Source organism: Marinomonas pontica (assembly GCF_026191375.1).
GTDB lineage: Bacteria > Pseudomonadota > Gammaproteobacteria > Pseudomonadales > Marinomonadaceae > Marinomonas > Marinomonas pontica.
In genome coordinates this window covers 40663-61542 of the sequence record NZ_JAODTL010000050.1, presented here as the reverse complement: position 1 = coordinate 61542, position 20880 = coordinate 40663, and the positions used below count along the sequence as shown (strand labels likewise).

The 20880-nt window shown below is 47.4% G+C and carries 17 protein-coding genes; 5 read left to right on the top strand and 12 right to left on the bottom strand.

What is annotated here, in order from left to right:
* Positions 1-94: 94 nt before the first annotated feature.
* Complete coding sequence (gene norR / locus N5P32_RS13855; RefSeq protein WP_265729621.1) at positions 95-1660, bottom strand: nitric oxide reductase transcriptional regulator NorR; 1566 nt, start codon at positions 1658-1660, stop codon at positions 95-97.
* A 214-nt stretch (positions 1661-1874) separates the two neighbouring features.
* On the opposite strand from norR, the gene hmpA reads away from it, so the two are divergent.
* Positions 1875-3065 (top strand): NO-inducible flavohemoprotein, encoded by a 1191-nt coding sequence (hmpA, locus tag N5P32_RS13850; RefSeq protein ID WP_265729620.1) that lies wholly within the window; start codon positions 1875-1877, stop codon positions 3063-3065.
* Positions 3066-3245: 180 nt separating this feature from the next.
* On the opposite strand, the gene N5P32_RS13845 is transcribed toward hmpA, so the two are convergent.
* The 9 genes from N5P32_RS13845 to N5P32_RS13805 all read right to left on the bottom strand — a co-directional run bounded on the left by N5P32_RS13845 (position 3246) and on the right by N5P32_RS13805 (position 14068).
* A complete protein-coding gene (locus N5P32_RS13845; protein ID WP_265729619.1) occupies positions 3246-4859 on the bottom strand; it encodes a carbohydrate-binding domain-containing protein in 1614 nt (537 codons plus the stop codon).
* A 1-nt stretch (position 4860) separates the two neighbouring features.
* Positions 4861-5550, bottom strand: coding sequence for a DUF4956 domain-containing protein (locus tag N5P32_RS13840; protein WP_265729618.1), 690 nt, complete (start codon positions 5548-5550; stop codon positions 4861-4863).
* Between the two features lie 45 nt (positions 5551-5595).
* Positions 5596-6306, bottom strand: a complete 711-nt coding sequence (locus tag N5P32_RS13835) for a polyphosphate polymerase domain-containing protein (RefSeq protein ID WP_265729617.1) — start codon at positions 6304-6306, stop codon at positions 5596-5598.
* Positions 6303-6839, bottom strand: coding sequence for a lamin tail domain-containing protein (locus tag N5P32_RS13830; RefSeq protein ID WP_265729616.1), 537 nt, complete (start codon positions 6837-6839; stop codon positions 6303-6305). The genes N5P32_RS13835 and N5P32_RS13830 overlap by 4 nt, the downstream gene beginning before the upstream one ends.
* 167 nt (positions 6840-7006) lie before the next feature.
* A complete protein-coding gene (locus N5P32_RS13825) occupies positions 7007-9142 on the bottom strand; it encodes a TonB-dependent receptor domain-containing protein (protein ID WP_265729615.1) in 2136 nt (711 codons plus the stop codon).
* Positions 9143-9415: 273 nt separating this feature from the next.
* The gene (locus N5P32_RS13820) at positions 9416-10768 is read right to left on the bottom strand and encodes a TolC family protein (RefSeq protein WP_265729614.1); all 1353 of its coding nucleotides are present in this window, start codon (positions 10766-10768) and stop codon (positions 9416-9418) included.
* Complete coding sequence (locus N5P32_RS13815; protein ID WP_265729613.1) at positions 10768-12696, bottom strand: MacB family efflux pump subunit; 1929 nt, start codon at positions 12694-12696, stop codon at positions 10768-10770. Before N5P32_RS13815 ends, N5P32_RS13820 begins: the two co-directional genes overlap by 1 nt.
* Complete coding sequence (locus N5P32_RS13810) at positions 12627-13871, bottom strand: efflux RND transporter periplasmic adaptor subunit (protein ID WP_265729612.1); 1245 nt, start codon at positions 13869-13871, stop codon at positions 12627-12629. The genes N5P32_RS13815 and N5P32_RS13810 overlap by 70 nt, the downstream gene beginning before the upstream one ends.
* 5 nt (positions 13872-13876) lie before the next feature.
* Positions 13877-14068 carry a hypothetical protein gene (locus N5P32_RS13805; protein ID WP_265729611.1) on the bottom strand — a complete coding sequence of 64 codons (192 nt, stop codon included), beginning with the start codon at positions 14066-14068 and terminating at the stop codon, positions 13877-13879.
* A gap of 212 nt (positions 14069-14280) precedes the next feature.
* Between N5P32_RS13805 and N5P32_RS13800 the strand changes: the two genes are divergently transcribed.
* The 4 genes from N5P32_RS13800 to N5P32_RS13785 are packed head-to-tail and all read left to right on the top strand — an operon-like array spanning position 14281 to position 17717.
* A complete protein-coding gene (locus N5P32_RS13800; RefSeq protein ID WP_265729610.1) occupies positions 14281-14559 on the top strand; it encodes a hypothetical protein in 279 nt (92 codons plus the stop codon).
* On the top strand, positions 14556-16268 hold the full coding sequence (locus tag N5P32_RS13795) for a PepSY-associated TM helix domain-containing protein (protein WP_265729609.1): 1713 nt from the start codon (positions 14556-14558) through the stop codon (positions 16266-16268). The genes N5P32_RS13800 and N5P32_RS13795 overlap by 4 nt, the downstream gene beginning before the upstream one ends.
* The gene (locus N5P32_RS13790) at positions 16265-16618 is read left to right on the top strand and encodes a DUF3325 domain-containing protein (protein ID WP_265729608.1); all 354 of its coding nucleotides are present in this window, start codon (positions 16265-16267) and stop codon (positions 16616-16618) included. Before N5P32_RS13795 ends, N5P32_RS13790 begins: the two co-directional genes overlap by 4 nt.
* Positions 16619-16628: 10 nt before the next feature.
* Positions 16629-17717 (top strand): alpha-hydroxy acid oxidase, encoded by a 1089-nt coding sequence (locus tag N5P32_RS13785; RefSeq protein WP_265729607.1) that lies wholly within the window; start codon positions 16629-16631, stop codon positions 17715-17717.
* 3 nt (positions 17718-17720) lie between these two features.
* On the opposite strand, the gene N5P32_RS13780 is transcribed toward N5P32_RS13785, so the two are convergent.
* Positions 17721-18407: a Fe2+-dependent dioxygenase gene (locus N5P32_RS13780; protein ID WP_265729606.1), complete on the bottom strand. Its 687-nt coding sequence runs from the start codon at positions 18405-18407 to the stop codon at positions 17721-17723.
* A gap of 133 nt (positions 18408-18540) precedes the next feature.
* Positions 18541-20739, bottom strand: coding sequence for a TonB-dependent receptor (locus tag N5P32_RS13775; protein ID WP_265729605.1), 2199 nt, complete (start codon positions 20737-20739; stop codon positions 18541-18543).
* Between the last annotated feature and the right edge of the window lie 141 nt (positions 20740-20880).

The window sequence follows — 20880 nt, the reverse complement described above, 5'->3', positions numbered from 1 at the left end:
CCCTCCCTAACCCTCCCCTTGAAGATAAGGGGAGGGAACAAAAAATCTTAGCTCCTCCCCCCTTGTGTCTTGAAGGGGGAGGCTAGGAGGGGGTCTAAATACGCACTTCTTTGGCAACGACGATCCCCAAGCGTTTCGCTAAGCGCGCTAGGTTGGCGCGGTCCATAGACAGCTGCTGAGCGGCTTTGGTCCAATTTCCTTGATTTTCTTCTAGCGCTTTACGGATTAGATTTCGTTGATAAGTTTCTGTTTCTAAACGCAAATCGATTGGTTTGTGTTTTTCTAAGCGCAGCGGCTCCAGTTCATTTTTCTGTATCTTTTCTTGGAAACTATCATCGATTTGTAACCCAGTTAAATGCGCTGATGAAATAACTGTAATACCTGTTGCATTGTCCGCTTTGGCGAAAAGCGCGGCGCGAGAGATGACGTGCTCTAGTTCTCGAACATTACCTGGCCAGTGATACGCTTCTAATAACTGAATCGCGGCGGGCGATAGCGTCAGTTGCTGCAATCCCAGTTTTCGGCGAAAGCGTTCGGCGAAGAAGCCAGCCAATAAAGCAATGTCGCCTTGTCTATCGCGCAAGGCAGGAACTTGAATAGGAAAGACGCTAAGGCGATGGAATAAATCGGCACGAAAACGATGCTCGACCACTTCGGTTTCCAAGTGTCGGTTGGTTGCGGCAATGATGCGCACGTTTACCTTGCGAATCTGATCTTTACCGACGGCTTGGATTTCTTGATTTTGAATCGCTCTGAGCAAGGTACCTTGTACTTCTAACGGCAGTTCGCCAATCTCATCCAATAATAAGGTGCCACCGTCAGCTAACAAGAACTTACCGTCTCGGTCTCGATCCGCACCAGTAAACGCGCCTTTGACATGGCCAAACAGCTCACTTTCAATAAGATGATGCGGAATGGCGGCGCAGTTCACATACACCATGGGCGCGTCAGATCGGTTAGAGCGCTCATGAAGCGCACGTGCAACAAGCTCTTTGCCGACGCCCGTTTCGCCTTCGATTAAGATAGAAAAATCCGATGAGGCAACCAAATTAATTGACTGCTTGAGGTCTTGCATCGCCTTGCTTTGACCTATCATCTCACGGCTTTGTTCGCCCATTACTTTCAATACGTTTTGAGCATGTTGAGATTGATTTTCCAGTTGTTCCATTAACATCGCCGTGTTCAATGTCATGGCCGCCATGGCGCCAATAATTTCTAAAGCGCGCGCATCAATGTCATCAAATACACCAGGCAAAATACTGTCCAGCGTCACCACGCCAATCAATTTTCCTTCTAAGTAAAGCGGAACCCCCATGCAAGAATGCACGGGCAACTGTTCGTCGTGGCCTAGTACCATGCCGTCATAGGGATCTGGCAAGGTCGAATGTGCGGGAAAACGTACTGGATAATGCCCCGCGCAGATTTCGCGTAGTCGTGGGTGTTCTTCAATCACGAAACGTCGTCCCATCACATCGTCCGACAAACCGCGCTGTGCAAGCGGGGTTAGCACGCCATGATGATGCGCCAATAAGACAACGGCATCGCAGTTTATGGTGGCTCGCACGGCATAAACCAATTGTTCAAATCGGTTGGGGTGATTCACAGCACTGGCCAAATCCAGTGCAAAGCTCAGTAGAGCATTATTGGATACCTGATTCATGGACGCTCGCAATTCATTATTGTTAGGTCATTATGACTCAATCAGATCATAAAGACTTTACTATTTTTGTGTCATTATGACTCTAAATCACGACATAAAAACCCAAGATGTTGATTTTATTTTAATTTTTTTATTTGGCACGTCCTTCGCAATAGTAAAGACAATTCAACAATTTCATTCCCGTTTTATGACTTACTAAAGCAAAGGACACAATATGTTATCTCAACAACACATAGATACAGTGAAAGCGACCATCCCACTTCTTGCGTCTGCGGGTACGGCCATTACTGAGCATTTTTACAAGCGTATGTTTTCACACAACCCAGAGTTAAAAGATGTGTTTAACATGACACACCAAAGAACGGGTGGCCAACCTGCTGCACTGTTTAATGCTATCGCAGCCTACGCAACGCACATCGATAACTTAGAAGTGCTAACCAGCGCCGTGATGCGTATCGCCCATAAGCACACCAGTTTCAATATCCAACCAAACCAATACGATATTGTGGGTCATCACTTGATTGAAACCCTACGTGAACTGGCGCCAGACGCCTTCACCAAAGAAGTAGAAGAGGCGTGGGTTGCGGCTTACACACAACTTGCGGGTATTTTTATTAAGGTAGAAGGCGACCTATATGCGGAGCGCGCGGCGCAACAAGGCGGCTGGAAAGACTTCCGTCGTTTTCGAGTGGCGTCAAAAACACCTGAGTCGGATCTGGTTACCAGCTTTGTGTTCGAACCTGTTGATGGCGGCGCGGTGATCGACTATCAACCAGGTCAATATCTTGGCATCAAATTGCACCCAGAAGGCAACGAGTTCGACGAAATTCGTCAATATTCACTGTCTACAGCGCCAAATGGCAGCAGCTATCGCATCAGCGTGAAACGCGAAGGCACAGGAGAGATCGCCGGCGTCATGTCGAATTACCTGCATGATCACATCACCGTAGGCGATGAAATAGAAGCCATGCCACCCGCAGGCGACTTCTTTTTCCAAGACAAACAAAGACCGGTGGTGCTGATTTCTGGTGGTGTTGGCTTAACCCCGATGCAAGCCATGTTAGACACATTAGCAAAACAACAATACGCCCAACCCATCAGCTACTTGCACGCCTGTACGCATCAAGGTCAGCATTCATTTGACGCCCACGTAAACAGCCTAAAAGAGCAGCTCAACCTGTCTGTTTACACTTGGTACGAACAAGCAGGCAACGAAGCGCAAGGCGTATTGAACGGTATGATGCAAATTGACGCAGTAAAAGACAGCCTACCGCTGACGGATGGTGAGTTTTACTTATGTGGCCCAGTGGGCTTCATGATGTTTGTGAAACAGCAACTACTCAGCCTTGGTGTAGAAGCCGACCGCATTCATTACGAACTCTTCGGCCCACATCAAGAGGTTTAGCAGTCAATCAAAGTCATCAATATGTGCCACTACGCTTGAACCTCTACAAGAAGAGGCAAACAATAGTGAGTAGGAGGCTCGGAATATTTTTCAGCTCCATTTAAACGCGTCAAAGATAGGAATATAGTGTCTCCTATCTTTGACGAGACTGGATTGACACAGTGAAGATCTACAATCTACTTACCACCAACCTTTCTTTTCACCCCGCTCACCTCTAGGGCCGCCGCGTCCAGCATTACCAAAGCGGGTAATGACGGTCTCCAGTGTGACAGTGGTAATGTCTTCGCCATTAATTTGCACTTGGTAAGTTTGCCCCAGCGTGAATTCAGGCTCAGAAACAGTGAACGATTGGAAGTCCATTGGCATCACTTGTTCAAACACCTGATTGCTCTCGACATGGGTGATGGTGACGGTGGCCCCTTTTGCATAAGTGCTTTCTAAGTTGATCTGAATAACTGGCTGAGTAGAGTCGTCAGAAGGGGCTTGTGCCATGCCAGCACTGCCCATGGCAAATAAACGGCCACCAGTCAGTTTGAAGAAACCATCCACATCAATATAGCCATCACGACCACTGGTTGGGCCTTCGATAAACAGTTCACCGCCACTCATCATAGCGTCACCATTCGAGTCAAAGCCGTCACCACTGGATTGAATGTGCGTGCGGCCGCCTAAGATGGTCATGATGCCATCTACTTTGGCTTTACCGCCGCCATGTGGTGGGCGTTCACTAGGTTGGCCTTCTGGTCGCTCGCCGCGAGGAGGGCGTTCACTAGGTTGGCCTTCTGGTCGCTCGCCGCGAGGAGGGCGTTCACTAGGTTGGCCTTCTGGTCGCTCGCCGCGAGGAGGGCGTTCGCCCATTTCGCCTTCAGGGTGTTCACCACGCTCACCGCCTTTGAAAAAGCCTTTCACGCGTTCGCCAAAGCTTGGTTCATTGGCGCCACTGCCATCTGAAATATTCAGAGCATCGTCTTCCGACTTAACAAAAATATTGCCACCATGAATCGTGATGTTACGACTCTCAATGCCCTCATAGGATTCCTCGACACGAATATTGCCGCTGTAAATGTCGACTTTGCGGACGCCCTTGATGCCATCGTCTTTTGCGAAAATCTGAATATCGCTGCCTTCGATGTGAACAAAACCTTTGTCTTCGCGCTCCTCATTGTCGGCTTTAATGCCGTCGTCACCCGCCTTGATTAGGATCTTAGAGTCACGGATATCGACACTGTCCTGTCCGTATAAACCATCGTCTACGGTTTCGATGCTGATGTTGGCGCGACGAATATCAAGATCGTCTTTGCTCACGATACCGTCTTTATAGCGGCCCACGATGGTCAATGTGGCTTGTGGTGCTCCGGTGATTTTTAGATCGGCTTTAGAGTAAATTGGCGCGTTTTGTTTTGCTTCGCCTTCTTTCTCCGCGCTGTGGTTGTGGTCTTCAAAACGGTTGTTGGAGTTTGGCATCAATTCGACATCCACATCACCCGCTTCTTCGAGGTACAGAGCAGACCCGTAAGCGTTGGACAGTTGGATATTATCCAGCTGTAACGTAACTTTCTCGTCCCCTGTGTTGACCCAGATTTGACCGTTGTCACTTTGTCCCGTTAGGCGGTAAGTACCACCGCGGGTAATGAGGATACGGCCGTCTTTGACTAAGATAGCTGGGGTCGATAAAGGTGGCTGTGCCACATTCAGTTCAATGGCATTGTTGGCCGCAGAGACCTGAGTGCTGGCTGCGAACAAGGCTGCATATAAAGGCGCGATGGCCCAACGTCGAGATAGGTGTTTCATCATATTATTCCGTAAATTCGCCGTTACTTGAAAGAAGAACACAGCTGTTGATGCTCGCGCATGAGCGCAGCTGAGTAAGAAGAGGTTCTTGCTGACCGCGCTTAATTTTGACTTCGGTAACGCGTTCGACCACGTCCCCTTTTAGGGTGTCAGAGCGGGTTAGGTAGCTGTTGACCAATTTGCGGTCATCTAAAATATTCTGTACAGACGCCCAATCGCTACTGCGTGGATACTTAATGATAAGCATGTAAGCAGGCTCGAAGGTGACCGAACGTGACAGCCCCCAGAGAACGATGGCAATGAAAATGCTCGCGATAAATGATAACTCGTAATAGGCCACGCCGTTGGCGATACCCACCATGATGGACCAAAAGATAAAGGCCGTATCGCGAGGATCTTTGACGGCTGTACGAAAACGGATGATCGATAAGGCACCGACCATGCCCAAAGACAGCATTAAATTGCCACTGATGCCGATGACGATGGCGTTGATCGCAATGGCCGTCATCACCAAGGTGATGTTGAAGTTTTGCGAGTACAGTACACCATTGTAGGTGCGCTTATAGATAAAATAGATAAACATTGCCATCAAGAAAGTGATCGATAATGACAACAAAATCTGCAGCACACTCATGGTGTTTTCCGAAAAGAGTAGGCTGTTATTGAGTATTTGGCTTAGGTTAGTTGAGTCCATGATGTTTCGTCTTGTTTCAAGGGTTAATGAGTTAAAGGGGATAAATCAGTCGCCGTAATACTCGCGCATATGCATTCGGCCTTGGCAATATTTACTAATCGCCATGGCGGTTGTGCCATCGAGCTTCAGCAAAGTCGAGAACCAAGAGGGCAAGCAGGTATTGAACTTGACCTCCATGATGATGGTGTCCGGGCGCTGCAAAGTTTGCGTTTCAAGATCCGGGTTAAATAGATCTAAATCGCTGGTATTAACGCGGATGTTTTTATCAAACGTCACTCGAATGTCGTTGTAGTCGAGCATGTAGACTTCCCGGTCGTAATCGACGATCACTTTCGGGCGGATAAATTTACGTTTTAAATCAAAGTAGATAGAACGTGCACTTTGGCTGTCCTTCTCAAGTAAAAAGTCCACATCCCCATCGATCATTTGCAGCGCTTCAGCCTTGCTCAGGCGGACTGAGCTTTTGTTCACAAATTGGTTGTGCTTGCGCTTACGTTCTAACTTGACCCAGTTAAGCGTTGGGTCGTAGGTGCGTAAACGGTATTTATCACGGTGCTCAATCCCGTCCAGCTTTTCCTCAACGCTGGTGTCATAGTCGTCATCAAAATAAAGACTACGAATGAAGTAGCCTCGTTCGTCTTTTTGATGAGGGTCCCGCTGCATGAGGGTTGCAAGTAGATGGCGCGCGTATTCGTAATCCGCGTAGCTGATGTAATACTTCACCTCATGACGCTGAACTTTTAATGTTTTACTCATCGAGCCGTCACCCCTACAAGTTGTCCAGGTGTTGGCTGATAGGAAATTTCCACTATGTCAGGATTCTTTATTTTATGGCCTATCGAAAATTGGCCTTTGTAAGAAGCCGGAGCGATTAAAGCAATGCGGTCCAGTTGGGTTTTGCCACTTGGACTGGTCAGAGTGACTGTTTCACCATTGCCAAGACTAAAGTTAAGCTTGATCGCATTCATAGGTAGATTTTCCGCTTTTTCCCCATGCAACAAAGCGGTGCCATGTGCAGGGACGATGACATCAAACGGAATACGAAAACGTTCGGGGTCGTCTAGGTCGTCGCTAAGGTAATAGCCCTTCAAGGAAACACTGTTGAGGCTTGGATTGTAGAGTTCTATCCAATCCTGCTTATCGTTATTGGCAAACGATACTTCGCTGATAAACAATTGATTGGCTGCTGCTGTCACTGTGGTCTGGTGCAGAGCAAATGCAACCACCGCAGTGACCGCCATAAAACCAGTAAATAGATAGGGTTTAATAGAACGATAAGTCTGATACATAGAATGAGTTATTAAATCGTCATAATTTGGTCATATTATGCCTTTAAGTAGCATTGATTCTCATTTGTATTTACTTTGATTTACACTTTGATCATTTAATGAAAACAAGAAAAGAGCAGCCCGAAGGCTGCTCAAGTAGAAAGAAACCAATTGCTTTCTAAGGGCATCTAAAAGCGGTAATTCACCCCAAGCTTAACGTTACGGCCTGGCTGATAAGACGTTGTATCTTCGCCCGTGGTTGAGTCTTCCGATGTCTCGCTTTTGCTGTATAACTTATTGGTAACGTTATCAACGCGTAGTTGGGCACTGAGGTTTTCAGTGAAACGGTAAGAAGCAAACACGTCATATACGGTGTATGTCAGGTATTCACTGGTGCTTCGAGTACCTTCTTCAACACGCCCTTTTCGATACTTGGTATCGAAGCCGACACGACCTTTTTGATCGTTAAAGTAAGTACCTAATGTGACGCTAATGCTACGAGGAATAATGCTAGTATCTTTGGATTTCGTACCATCGTCTTCAACCACATAACCATTCATATCTTGGAATGTGAAATTGGCAAAGATAAGAGGGCTATCATAGCGAGCGGCCAGCTCCCAACCGTATATGGCGGCTTCGTCTTTGTTGACAAACTGACGCACATTGTAGGCACTACCGTTGTAAGTGCCGATGCTTGTATCAAGTGTGCCCAGTAGCTCGTTGTAGATTTTGTCTTTTAAGTCGTTATGAATGTAGCTGATATTGGCATCTAAACGGTCAGTGGTTTGCCATATGCCCATACGCTCAAAGGTCAGACCCACTTCTGTGTCCAAGGAAGTTTCACCAGTAAGGTCTTCGTTTTCGATGACACACCAGTTACCGTTGCCATCGCCACACCCGGCTAGGTTGCCTGTTTCGTATACACCATCACCGTCAGCATCTGTGCCTGTAAAGTATTCAGATGTGAACTTTTTACCGTAAATTTCATATACGGCTGGAGCACGGTAACCAGAACCCACTAACGCGGTAAAGCCAAGGCCATGAATGGCTGTGTTTTCAAATGGCTTCCAAAGCGCGGACAATTTCGAGTTAATAGAATCCTCACCTTGTGCTTCACGCCCAGCATAATCGGCGTTATAAGAGTCATAACGCAAGCTACCAGTTAACTGCAGATCTTCGCCGATGTGCATGGTGTCAGACAGATAAGCACCGATGGAAGTACGTTCCACTTGCTTTGGAGTGCCGTCGTCATTGTCGTAAGACATGCGAACGTCATCAAAGGTGTAATCTAAGCCGTATCGAGTAACGTGCATGGTATTTTGAGTCGGGAAGAAAACACTGGTATTTTCGATTTCTGCGTAGGTGGTTGTCACGCCACCTGTATTTGACCAATCCCCAGTACCTTCATCGGAGTCCTGATCGCTTTCTGCTTGCGAGACACGGATTTTCAGGTCGACAAGGTCATTGTCTTTTGGATTGAAGGTGTATTGTCCCGACAGAGTGCGGTCACGTACTTTCTTTTTCGTTTCGGTGCCATCGTCAGCATAATCAGAATAGTCCATATTGTTTTGTAGAATGCTGACTTCTAAACGCTGTGCTTCATCAGGCGTAAATACGCCTTTTAATAGGTAACTTAGGTCTTCTGAGCCCGTACCGCCATTGTCTGTCTTAACGCCATTTGCGTCTTCGTAGGCGTTAGTATCCTTGGCGGAGATGGTCGCATTTGCAGAGAATTTGTCGTTAAACTGCTTCGCAACATCCGTACTAATACCATTCGCTTCACCATTCGTCTCATGGGTGTAGCGCAGGTTGGCGCCCCAATCTCGGTCCTCGCGAATAATCGACTCTGGGTCCTTGGTTTCTAGTAGAACCACGCCACCGGTTGAACCATTGCCGTAGGTATTTGCCGCGGCGCCAGGGATAACCGTCACAGACTCATACATGTCCATGTTTAACCAAATGGTGTCACGGTCGTTGCTGCCTTTGTGCATGATCTGGCTACGGTTGTTGGGAGCACCTTCTACTCGAACACTGACAGCATTACCCGTTTGTCCACGAACGGTAATGGTGCTACCGCGAGAGCCACCCACTTCGTCGATTTGTACGGCAGCATTGCTTTGCAAGGCGTCTGCCAAATTCGAAGCTTGTGCTTCAACAATGTCTTCGCTAGTCGTAGTGGTTGCACCTTCGGCTTCACTCACGCGAGCTTTGTCTGTTGTTTGAAGCTCTGCCTGTCCTTCAATCAGGAGTGTATTTAGTTCATTGTCGGCGTGTAGGGCACCGGATGCCAATGCAACAGCCAGTGCGACCAAAGTGGGTTTCATAATAATGCGGCTCCATAGTGTCAAAGGAATGTAAAGATAAGTAAATTTAAAGAAATATTAACATATGGGAGAAAATAACTGAATGGTAATGTTAATCATTATTATTTGTATTTGACCATAGATTGGAACATGCCGTTTCGTTAACTGCAACGCATTATCTAAAGAGCCATAATGTGAATAGCGGACCTTGCATAACAATGGGTGGCAAGTTATAGACACACAAAGTCGGCAAATACACATTTACCGACTTATCACAAGAAAGGTGTAGACGGTTTAGAAATTAGGCGCTGTACCGTTCGCTTGGTACAACGCGACAATACTATTAAGAACACTTTGTTTTGCTGTAACCAAGGATTCTTCGGTGCTAAATAGGCTGCGTTGAGCACTTATTAAATCTGACTTGTCACGCACGCCTTCTTCCCATTCATACTCCGTGAGTTGAGTTTTCACGATTTGATTCTGGTGGGAGATTTGCACATATCGGTACGATATACGGCTTTGCTGATAAGCACTCAACGTATCTTGAACCTCATGCAATGCTGACACTACGGTATTTTGATAATTGATACGCGCAATGGTTTCGTTGATTTCCGCCTTTTTCAAAGCGCGCTTGTTATCGCCATTATCATAAAGCGCCAAGCTAATGGATTCGGCTAAGGTCACGGTCCACTGTTCCGCTAAGTCATATAAATCGGAAGGGCGTAGGCTAAGGCTAATGGATAGGTTTGGCCAACGATCTAGCTCGGTTTCCACTTTGCTTAAAAAGGCGGCTTTGACGGATGCTTCCGCTTCTTTTAGGTCAGGGCGTTGACGAATTAACTCTGCTGGTTGGTTCAACGCAATCGTTGGCACGGTTAAGTCCGTTAAACGAAAATGCGGATCACTTTCTTGCCAGTTTGCCTGCCCTGTTAACAGAGCCAACGCACGCTCTTGATCTTGTTGGTTTAACTGTAAGGTTTCGATTTTTTCTTCCAGACTAAGTATCGTCTCTTGTTGATCAATCAGATCAATGCGCGACACTAAACCTTCTTCGTGCTGTGCTAGAAAAAGATCGTAACTTTCTTTGGCTGACACTAAATTTTTTTGTGCAAGGGTAAGTTGCTCTTTAAGAGACAAAAACGCAATGTACTGTTTGACGATACTAGCCGTGACTGACAGACGCGCCGATTCAAAACTCCACTGGGAAGATTGCACTGACAGCAGCGTTTGATCCATCCCAGCTTGCAACTTACCCCACAAATCCCATTCGTATTTCGCAGTAAAGGACAGTGACGACGCATCCGAACTACTGAAGTTACTCAGATCATTGGTGTTGGCGCTTTGCGTCGATCCTGCGATGAGGGTTGCCGTGGTTGAGATACCTTGGTTAGCTTCCTCTGTTTCGATTGCCAATCGTGCTAAGCGTACTCGTTCTGCCGCCACCGTGATGGTCCAGTTATGCTCAAAAGCAGCTCTTAATAAAGCCTCCAGATCAGGGGAGCCAAAGCTTAACCATTGGTTGGCTGAAAATTCTGCAAGGGCATACGTCGGCATAGCTTCTGCAGTGACAGAGGGCGCTTCATACTGATACTGACTGGCGCAGCCGGATAATAATAGCGCGGCGCAGCCGGTGATTAGATACTTCATTATTCCTCCGAGAGTGCGTCAATTGGGTTGAGCTTAGAAGCCTTGCGTGCTGGCGCGTGACCGAAAATCAAACCCACAAAGAACGCCGAGGCAAACGCCAGGGCTGGTGGATGCCAAGACAGAGCGATAGCAAGGTTAAAGCTGGACATGGCTAAGGCGGCACACAGCCCAATCGCAATCCCCAGTAGGCCACCACTGCAGCACACCACCAATGCTTCGATATTAAACTGGCGTAAGATGTCTTTTGGTTTGGCGCCCGTCGCCATACGCAAGCCGATTTCTCGACGTCGTTCTGAAACACTCACCAGCATAATATTCATCACGCCGATACCTCCGACGAGCAGCGAAATGGCGGCAATGGAGCCGAGCAACCAAGTCATGGTGTTTTGGGTTTCGGAAACCGCCTCGATTAACGACGCCGTATTCAACACTTGGAAGTCCTCTGTGCCATGTCGCTGGATCAAGAGCGCACGGATGGCGTCTTCGACGCTATCCAAACTGTCCGTGTCATCCACCTTGACGGTTAAGCCATTTAGGTACTGACCAGCAAACACCCGTGACAGGCCGGTAGATAGAGGTATCAGCACCATTTCATCGTTGTTGACGCCGCTGGCTGTGGCGCCTTGAGTACTGAGCACACCAATCACTTGGTACAAGGCGCTTTTCATCATCACGTATTGGCCGATTGGGTTTTCATCCGCAAACAAAGACGTGGCAATGGTGTCACCGATAACAATCACAGGGGCCTTATTGAGCATGTCTTGTTGGTCGAACATGACCCCTTGCGATAAAGACCACTCTTTTACGTCAATATAATTTGGCGTTGTGGCCATGATCTTGCCTCGATAATCTTGGCTGCGATAACGGATGGTCGAGCGACTTTCGCGTTCTGGTGCCACAAACTCAATATGCTCAAGGGTACTCAGTGCCTCGGCGTCATACTCTGTTAAGGTGGCAATGTCTCCTGTGTTGCGCATATTCGCGCCGCCTGGACGAACCAGAAGTAGGTTGGTGCCCATAGATTGAATACGTTGTACCACTTGCTGTTTGCCGCCTTCGCCGATGGCCATCATTGCTACCACCGCGGCAACACCAATCACCACTCCGAGTAGAGTGAGGATGGTACGAAACCAATTAGCCCGCAGCGCTTTAAACGAAATATTAATGGCTTCATCAATACCAATGGAGGGTAGCTCTTGCATGGTTTCAGGGTTTTCGCTCACCGGAACGGTGTTTGAAACATCACTGTCGGACAGGATCTTACCATCCTGAATATGTACCTGACGCTTGGCTTTTGCCGCAACGTCCGCATCGTGAGTGATTAAAATGACGGTGACGCCTTGGTCATTCAATTCGCTGAGTAGAGCCAACACCTGCTCACTGCTTGTTGAATCCAGAGCACCCGTTGGTTCATCCGCTAAAATAACGTCTGCCCCATTAATCATTGCACGTGCGATGGAAACACGTTGTTGCTGACCTCCAGATAACTCACTCGGCTTATGGTGTTCGCGTCCTTCCAGCCCAAGTTTTTTCAGCAACGTCATAGCGTTTTGTAAGCGCTTCTCTTTGGCGGTATTTGCGTAGAGAGCAGGCAAAGCAACATTCTCTTTAGCATTCAACGTTGGCAATAACTGATAGCGTTGAAAAACGAAACCAAAGGTTTTAAGGCGCAATGCTGCGAGTTGATTGGTATTGAGCTTACTGACATCATGGCCATTAATAAGATAACGCCCTTCACTGGGTTGATCCAAACAACCAATGATGTTCATTAAGGTCGATTTGCCGGATCCAGATTGCCCCATGATGGCGACAAACTCACCCTCTTGTACCGAGAGAGACACACCATCTAAGGCACTGATCAGTGAATCGCCATTGCGGTAATGACGACTGACCTGCTCAATTGACAGCAGCGGACGTTTACAATCCACGACGCCCTCCCATTGGCGCTCGACTGCTCGACGACCCTCCCGTTAAACTGATGCTTTTCTCCGCTGGCTCCATTCTCTCGCCCAACGATAACGATATCTTTTAAGCTCAGTCCGCTGATAATCTCCACTTGAGTGCGATTTTTAAGACCAATTTTTACCGGTGTAGTTGCGCGCGAGGCACTTTTTTGTCCAGGAATATAAGCCACAGGGCCGCGTGGCCGCTCAGAAATGGCCGCTAAAGGAATAATCAGCACGTCTTTGGCTTGCGCCTCAATAAAGAAGACCTGAGTGCTCATGCCATCCATCAAATGTCCAGCTTGGTTATCAACGTTGATCAAGACCTGATAAAGCACGACGTCGTTATTCACTAGAGGAGTCGGGAGTACCTTTTCCAAAGAGGAATAGAAAAAATCATTCGGATTACCCAGTGTCGAAAAACGAACTGGCATATCTGGTGATAGGCGTTGAATATCGGCTTCAGACACATTGGCACGCAGCGTCATATGGGACAAATCGGAAATGGTCATCAGTGTTGGGGCGCTTTGGCTGGCATTCAGCGTTTGCCCTACACGCACTTCGACACTGGTAATCGTGCCGTCCATCGGTGCATAAATTTGGCTGTAAGATAATGTGATCAAGTCTTGTTCCAGTGCCGCTTCATCCACTTGAAGCTCTGCTTCGGTCGCAGCAAGCTTTGCACTTTGTACCACAATGTCCGTTTCGCTTTGCTTTAGTGAATCGTTACTGACCGCACCACGGGCATTGAGACGTCGATCTCGCTCAAGCTGACTTTCAGCTAACTCCAATTGCGCGACCAATTGATCTCGTTGTGCTTTTTGGCTTAACAGGCTGGCACGACTTCTTTTGACTTCCGTTTCAAACACCGTTGCGTCTATCTCAGCCAGCAGCTGGCCTTTTTTCACTACATCGCCTTCGCTGACATGCAGGGTTTTGATTTGTCCTGACACCTGTGCGCCAACATCAACGTAATTAGAGGGTTCTAATGTTCCCGTTGCAGGCACTGTGATCTCAATAGAGCCCGTTTTTACCGTATCCGTTAACCAAGTAACGGAAGCGCTTTGGCTGTCATGGTAAAGCCACCAGCCAGCGAAAATAGGGCTACCCAATGCAATGCTCCACAGAACACATTTCATCGTAAATCGAAAGATTGCCATGGCGGTTATTCGCTCCTTGCTGGACGGTTATTGACGTCAAAATTGCGGCGTGGACGCTCGCTCTGAGATGGCGTGGCATCATCCGAAAAGCCGACGTATGAGAGCAGCTGTTGCTGACCTGAAGACGAGCTAAAAAAGTACATGGCTGACACGCTTAGAGTCAGGCTTAAAGCAGCAGAAAGGAGTAGGACTTTCATAGAGTTAAATATCAAGTTGGCAAATAGGGGGGTGATCTTTACAAATTGCCGAAAATAAGTAAATAAAAACCATTATCGCCTTTAATGTTATTTACTTTACTTTACATTCAAAGTATCGCTTGAAACAGCACATCGAAATACAATCATTCTCATTTAAAATAGGGATGAAATGTTTAAACATGTTGCATGTAATTAAAAAAAGGGGCGACCTTGTGTTGTCACCAAAGATGGCTTTGACAATACGTTTGACCTTGGCGTTGGTAGGTGGGTATGTATTGTCTGCTGGGTTAAGCTTGCTAACTGGCACTATCATTGGCGGCACTGAGCGTGAAATGCGCACCATCGTGCATTTTGTGTTTTTCTTATATTACGCCATTTCTATTATGACCTTCGTGGCGATTAACTCTCTTTACCGTAGTGTCTGGATTGCTTTAGGTACCAACGTAGTAGTGTGGGGATGTTGGTGGTTACTCGGAGGGCAAACGGTATGAAGGGGCCGTTACGTAAAACCATGACATGGCTGCACACATGGAGCAGCATTTTATTAGGTTGGTTACTGTTTGCGATTTTTCTGACCGGTACTTTGTCGTATTTTCGAGGCGAGATCAGCCATTGGATGACCCCTGAACAGCATACATCTTATGTCACCGACGACACCATTATAAAAGCCTATGAACGTCTTTCTGAGGTGGCACCTAATGCCAATAGTTGGAGTATTTCTCTGCCAACTGTGCGTGAGAATACGGTGGGCCTAAGTTGGCAGAACGAAGGTGAAAACCAGCGTCGCCGTGGCCCTCAAGAAACCATGAACGCGGCAACAGGTGAATCCATTGATGGTCGAGAAACCCGAGGCGGTGACTTTCTGTATCGCTTCCACTTTGAGTTGTACGGTATGCCACGAGGCTTTGCTCGAGCCGTGGTCGAAATTGCCACCATGGCGATGTTTATTGCGATCTTAAGTGGCATTGTGATGCACCGTAAAATTTTCAGTGATTTCTTTATGATGCGCACCAAAAACCGTTCTTTAGGCTGGGCGGATGCCCACGCGGTGACAGCGGTTCTGGCGTTGCCATTCCACATTATGATTACCTTTTCTGGTTTGCTGCTGTTGTCCTCTAGTTTGATATTTTGGACGGAGAACACCCGCGGAGGCGGCGGAGAACGCAACCAAGCACCTAATGCCCAACAGCAAATGGCAGAGAACGGCCCGCGTGGTGGACAAGATGCTGCTCGTGCTGGCGCTGACACATCAGAAGTGCGTGCTAGACCTAATCGCGAAGCACAGGGAGAGCGTTCAGGTGAAAAAAGAGCGCGTGGAGAAGGTCGTCAAACGGCTCGTCATCAAGATCGCCAAGATATAGCAACACCGCCGTTACGTAACATGCTGACTCAAGCCGAATCTTTGTTTGCTGGTGACATTGGTCGAGTGCAGGTTCAGAACCCTTTAACGGCAGACGCGACGTTTGTCTTTTCACCGGTGAATCGCGATATGTTGATGGTGGAGCGAGGTTCTAATAATAGCGTTACTTTCTCTGCCACGGGATTAGAGATTGAGCGTAACCAAGCGAAAGCGAGTGGAAACAATTCCTTCTTCAGTGCCGCTGGCGGTGTGCTGCATACTTTGCATGAAGCGCGTTTCGCCGATGCTATCACCCGTTGGGCATTTTTCTTAGCGGGCGTGATGGGCACCATTATGGTGGGAACGGGTTCTGTCTTGTGGGCGGTTAAGCGCGCCAAGCGTCAGATGGGACAATTCGGTTATGAATTGGTGGTCATCACAAACATCGCCAGCATTGCCGGTTTGTGTGGAGCGGTGGCCGTTTACTTCTGGTTAAACCGCTTACTGCCTGCCACATTAGAAAACCGTATTAACTGGGAAATTAATGGTTTCTTCGTGGCTTGGTTACTGTCATTGATTCATGCCATTTTCTACCGAAATAAAGGCGCTTGGGTGGTTCAGTTAAGCATTGCTGGTGCATTGTTCTGCTTGATTCCAGTACTGGACACGCTAACGTCTTCCGCCAGTCTTTTACATGCCATCATTCACGTGGATGTATTGCGCCTGAGCTTTGATGTGATGTGCTTGCTATTAGGCGGTATTATGTTGGCCGCCGCACGTTATTTACAGAGCAAGGCTCGTCGTGTCGCATCCCCAAAACCAGCCACTCGTAAACCCACCTTAGAAGGAGCCGTAAAATGACCGCATTATGGGTAATTTTAGTTGTCAGCTTCTTTAGCTTTATGCATTTTGCTGTGTCGGTGCAAAAGCATCATCGCGACCTATATAAGAAAATGACCATTACCAACAAAGAGTTCCGTGTACTGCAAAGTGTCGCTTGGGTAACACTGCTATATACCTTGGTACCAGCCATACAACACTGGGGAATGGGCATTGGTATCATGGCATGGCTGATGCTGATTACCGTATCGGCTCTCGCGGTGACAGTGTTAGTGAACTTTGCTCCAGAAAGCTTTGCCAAACTATGGCGTTTGTTGGGCGTAGTGCGTTTCATTGCACCGCCCGCAGAGCGTCCGCTACGAACAAAATAAGAGGTTTTAGATGTCCACCATCCCTGTAGGCGTTTGCTCATTAGCGGATTATGAGCAACATGCGAAAGAAGTATTGCCAGCGCCTACATGGGCTTATCTCTCTGGAACGGCTATGGATGGCCTGACTTACCAGCGTAATCGTCAAAAGCTCGATGAGATCTTGTTACAGCAGCGCGTGTTATGTGAAGACATGGCCAAGGGCGGTTGTCAGCAGACCTTATTTGGCCAGCATCTGGCCATGCCATTGTTGGTAGCGCCGCTGGCCTATCAAAAGTTGGCTCATCCCACAGGAGAGCTGGGAACGATCCAAGCGGCAGCAGCGCAAAATGTAGGGTTCTGTTTGTCCACACTAGCCAGTGCGCCTCTGGAGCATGTGGCACAAATGTCGCCAGATGCCACCCGTTGGTTCCAGTTGTATTGCCAGCCCTCCCGTGAAACCACTTTGCAACTTGTGCGCCGTGCAGAGCAGGCCGGTTATCAAGCGATTGTTGTCACCGCTGATGCGCCGATTAATGGCGTACGCAATGCTGAACAGCGAGCTGGCTTTTCTTTGCCAGAGGGCGTCAGGGCGGTGAATTTAGAAAGCCTACCTAGTGCAGCGCAGGGGGACTCGGTTTTTTCCTGTTGGATGGGACAAGCTGCGGATTGGCAAACCCTTGCTTGGTTACGTGAGCAAACTAAGTTACCGCTTTTATTGAAGGGCGTTATGTCAGCACAAGATGCTCAACGTGCTGTCTCGCTTGGGCTAGATGGCATCATCGTCTCTAATCATGGCGGCCGTGTACTCGATAGCCAACCTGCTACCATTGAGGTCTTGCCTGCTATTCGCGCTGCGGTAGGCAAAGAGACGACGGTGTTATTGGACAGCGGTATTCGCCGTGGTAGTGATATCTTTAAAGCGATTGCTTTAGGTGCGGATGCGGTCTTACTTGGCCGCTCGGTGTTTTACGCTCTAGCTGTGGCGGGTCCATTAGGTGTTGCCCATTGCTTGCGCATCCTACGAGATGAACTGGAAGCCACCATGGCGCTGTGTGGCTGTGCCAGTGTGCAGGACATTACGTCCGAATGCTTGTACCAACCTAATGCATCGACGTTCTGAACATTAGTTGGTTTGGCTCCATTGGCGAAGCAGGTTGTGGTACACCCAAATTAGGTTTTGGATATGTTCGCTTTCTTCGCCGTGTTCTTTTCTAAGCCCTTGAATACTTTGATCAAGCTGATGTAGCGTGCGACGTTGTTCGTTATCGGATACTAAGCTTTGTAGCCAAAAAAAGGAGCTGACACGTGCGCCTTTGGTCACAGGGTTAACTTTGTGCACGCTGGTTGAAGGGTACAGCACCATATCTCCTGCTGGCAGCTTTACTTCTTGGGTGCCAAAGGTATCTTGGATGACCAACTCGCCACCCTCGTATTCTTCTGGTTCACTCAAGAAAATCGTCATCGACAAATCGGTGCGAATCTTTACTGGTGTATTGGGCACCTGGCGGATAGCGTTATCCACATGGAAGCCAAAAGCCCCGCCTCTTTCATAGCGATTGAACATCGGCGGGAATATCTTGGCTGGTAGCGCACTGCCCATAAAGTCTTCTCGTTGACTTAGGGTATGCAATAAAAAGTCCCCTAGCTTGCGGGCTAATGGGTCTTCTTGATTAAGTTGTAAGTTGCTTTTCTGCTGTCGTGATGCGTTGCCAGCGGTGAGTTTACCGTCTTGCCAATTGGCTTGATCTAAGGCTTGGCGAATCTCTTTGACTTGCTCTTTGGTAAGAATATCTTTGAGGTGTAACAACATGTTGAAACGCTTCTTATGAGGGTAAATGGAAAGCTAAAACGACAAAGCAGCTGCGCTAAAACTAACACAGCTACTTTGTAAGAGCGAAAAAAGGTGAGCCACTTGGCTCTTATTTAGCTAGATTGAAGTCGTCTTAGAAATCGTACTTCACTGTTGCTTTTACATTGCGTGGGTTGCCAGGCAAGAAATGCCCCTTAGCGCTGTAGTCTGATGCATAACGCTCATCCGTTAGGTTGCTAATATTTAACTGTGCTGACAAGTTTTCAGTAAAGGCATAGCTCGCCATGGCATTAACCAAAGTTACTTCGCCTGTTGTGAAGTAGACCTCACTACCACGCCAGTAGTCATTGCCAGATGTATATTCTGCGCCTAGTCCTAAACCTAGTTTCTCGCCTTTGTATGAAAGCCAAACGCTAGCGGATTCCTCAGGAGCTGAGCTTAATCCATCGCCCACATCATCCGATGATGAGGATTCAGTCACTTTCGCATTTTGATGAGTGTAGGTAGCAGTGATGCTAACCGTATCGGTCAGTTGGCCTGTAACAGACAGTTCCACCCCTTTGCTTTCTTGCTCACCGGATGCTTCCAAGACATTATCAACTGTTTGGTAAACGTCTTTTCTTGTTTGGAAAACCGCTGCGGCCAACAAAAGTTTGTCGTCAAATAGCTCCCACTTCGTACCGACCTCTGCGGTGATAGACTCAATAGGATCTAGGCTTGTGTATTCTGCTACTTGCTCAGCACTACGACCATTCAATGATAAGTTGTTGCCGTTAGGTTCTTGGTTATTAGCAAAAGAGGCGTAAATACTACCGTTGTTGGTTGGTTTAAAATTAATTGCCGTGTGCCAACTAATTAGGTCTGATTTATCGACAGCACTAACGGATGTAGCGCTCGAGCCGCGACCAACATTTTGTGTACTGTCGATCTTGTATTTCTCAAGTCGCACGCCACCAGCTAATTGAAGCTGATCATTTAACGTGGCAGTGTTGCTTAAGTAAGCGGCTAAGCCTGTTGCAGTAGCATCTTTGGAGTAGCCATCCACTGTGTACGAGCCTGTTGCCGTGGTAACACCAGGGTTTGTTGCATCGTAGCTGGTTTGTGAACGCACCACATTATCCAAGCTTACATTTGGTGTCTTTTGTGTTTCTTGATAAATTTCTGCACCAACCACAAGATCGTGCTTGATTGAGCCGGTTATGATTTCACCTAAGAAGTCAAACTGTGAAACGGCCAGTTGGTTCTCGCTAAAGTTAGTACTCGCTCGCTCAGTACTATAGGTGCCATCTGAGTTTGCCCAAGGACGTGTAATAATGCTCTTGGTTTCTGTTACACCAAAACGAGTTTGGTTGCGAAAAGCCCAGCGGTTATTAAGTTGATGGTTGATAATCGCGGTTAGGGTTGTGGCATCGACCTCTTCGAAATCCAGTCCTTTGACGCCGTAGTAATTACTCCAATACTGTTCTGCAATCATACCCTCAGATAAACCTGTTTGAGTTGCAACAGTTTCAGTAATGAACGGCAAGCCAATCACAGGAGTGTTGTCTTGCTTCATATGCATAAGGTTGATGGTTAAGTCTGTGTTTTCACTGACCTTAGTGAAATAAGAGGGTGCAATGGCGTAACTTTTGTATTCTTCTTCACCGTTGTCCCAGTAATCGCCACCTTGTTCAGTCATCAGGTTTAAGCGAAGGGCGCTGTCTTCAGATAATACTTTGTTGAAGTCACCAGTTAATCGGGCGGTGTCACCTTCATCATAAGAGGCGCTGATGCTGTTTTTGTCACCACGTAAGTTGGCTGCTTTGGTTACTAAGTTAACCGATCCACCTGCTGAACCTTTGCCTGAAATAGTACCATTGGCACCTTTCGCTACTTCAATTTGTTCTGTGTTAAACGTATCGCGACTGTAGCCAGCTACATCACGGATGCCATCGGAGTAAATACTACCATTTGCATCAAAGCCACGTATCGTCACATTATCTGTTGTGTTTACGTTACCACCACCGCCTTCACCAGCGCCAAAAGTAGAAACGCCCGATACGTTACGCAAAGCATCTTCGAGAGAAGTAATGCCTTGGTCTTCTAAAACTTGCTCATTGACCACATTGATTGTCTGAGGCGTATCTACCAATTCCTGCGTGTATTTCGCACTCGCAGCGGATTTCACCACATAACCATCTTGTGCTGTATCAACCACTTCAATCTGTTCCAACTCAATGTCGCTTTGCTCTGCTGCAAGAGCTGCTGAGCTCATCAGTGCGAGTGCAGAGCTGACCGCGATAGCAATGGGTGCTACTTTGAAAGGAGTGTAACTAGGAGTCGCGTTTTTCATTCGTTTATCCATACAAAATTTATATTAGAGTTATTTATATTTTTAATGAGAAGGAGATGCTAAACGATAATGAGTATTATTTGAATAGTGAATTTACGTTATTTTACATTAAATTTGCATTCATTTAATTTGAGCGTAAAA

What these genes read in the sequence shown, in the direction of transcription:
- N5P32_RS13785 (WP_265729607.1), top strand. Translation starts at nt 16,629, where the DNA reads ATGTCCACCATCCCTGTAGGCGTTTGCTCATTAGCGGATTATGAGCAA.
- N5P32_RS13805 (WP_265729611.1), bottom strand. Translation starts at nt 14,068, where the DNA reads ATGAAAGTCCTACTCCTTTCTGCTGCTTTAAGCCTGACTCTAAGCGTG.
- N5P32_RS13775 (WP_265729605.1), bottom strand. Translation starts at nt 20,739, where the DNA reads ATGAAAAACGCGACTCCTAGTTACACTCCTTTCAAAGTAGCACCCATT.
- N5P32_RS13840 (WP_265729618.1), bottom strand. Translation starts at nt 5,550, where the DNA reads ATGGACTCAACTAACCTAAGCCAAATACTCAATAACAGCCTACTCTTT.
- N5P32_RS13825 (WP_265729615.1), bottom strand. Translation starts at nt 9,142, where the DNA reads ATGAAACCCACTTTGGTCGCACTGGCTGTTGCATTGGCATCCGGTGCC.
- hmpA (WP_265729620.1), top strand. Translation starts at nt 1,875, where the DNA reads ATGTTATCTCAACAACACATAGATACAGTGAAAGCGACCATCCCACTT.
- N5P32_RS13820 (WP_265729614.1), bottom strand. Translation starts at nt 10,768, where the DNA reads ATGAAGTATCTAATCACCGGCTGCGCCGCGCTATTATTATCCGGCTGC.
- N5P32_RS13830 (WP_265729616.1), bottom strand. Translation starts at nt 6,839, where the DNA reads ATGTATCAGACTTATCGTTCTATTAAACCCTATCTATTTACTGGTTTT.
- N5P32_RS13780 (WP_265729606.1), bottom strand. Translation starts at nt 18,407, where the DNA reads ATGTTGTTACACCTCAAAGATATTCTTACCAAAGAGCAAGTCAAAGAG.
- norR (WP_265729621.1), bottom strand. Translation starts at nt 1,660, where the DNA reads ATGAATCAGGTATCCAATAATGCTCTACTGAGCTTTGCACTGGATTTG.
- N5P32_RS13810 (WP_265729612.1), bottom strand. Translation starts at nt 13,871, where the DNA reads ATGGCAATCTTTCGATTTACGATGAAATGTGTTCTGTGGAGCATTGCA.
- N5P32_RS13845 (WP_265729619.1), bottom strand. Translation starts at nt 4,859, where the DNA reads ATGATGAAACACCTATCTCGACGTTGGGCCATCGCGCCTTTATATGCA.
- N5P32_RS13795 (WP_265729609.1), top strand. Translation starts at nt 14,556, where the DNA reads ATGAAGGGGCCGTTACGTAAAACCATGACATGGCTGCACACATGGAGC.
- N5P32_RS13790 (WP_265729608.1), top strand. Translation starts at nt 16,265, where the DNA reads ATGACCGCATTATGGGTAATTTTAGTTGTCAGCTTCTTTAGCTTTATG.
- N5P32_RS13835 (WP_265729617.1), bottom strand. Translation starts at nt 6,306, where the DNA reads ATGAGTAAAACATTAAAAGTTCAGCGTCATGAGGTGAAGTATTACATC.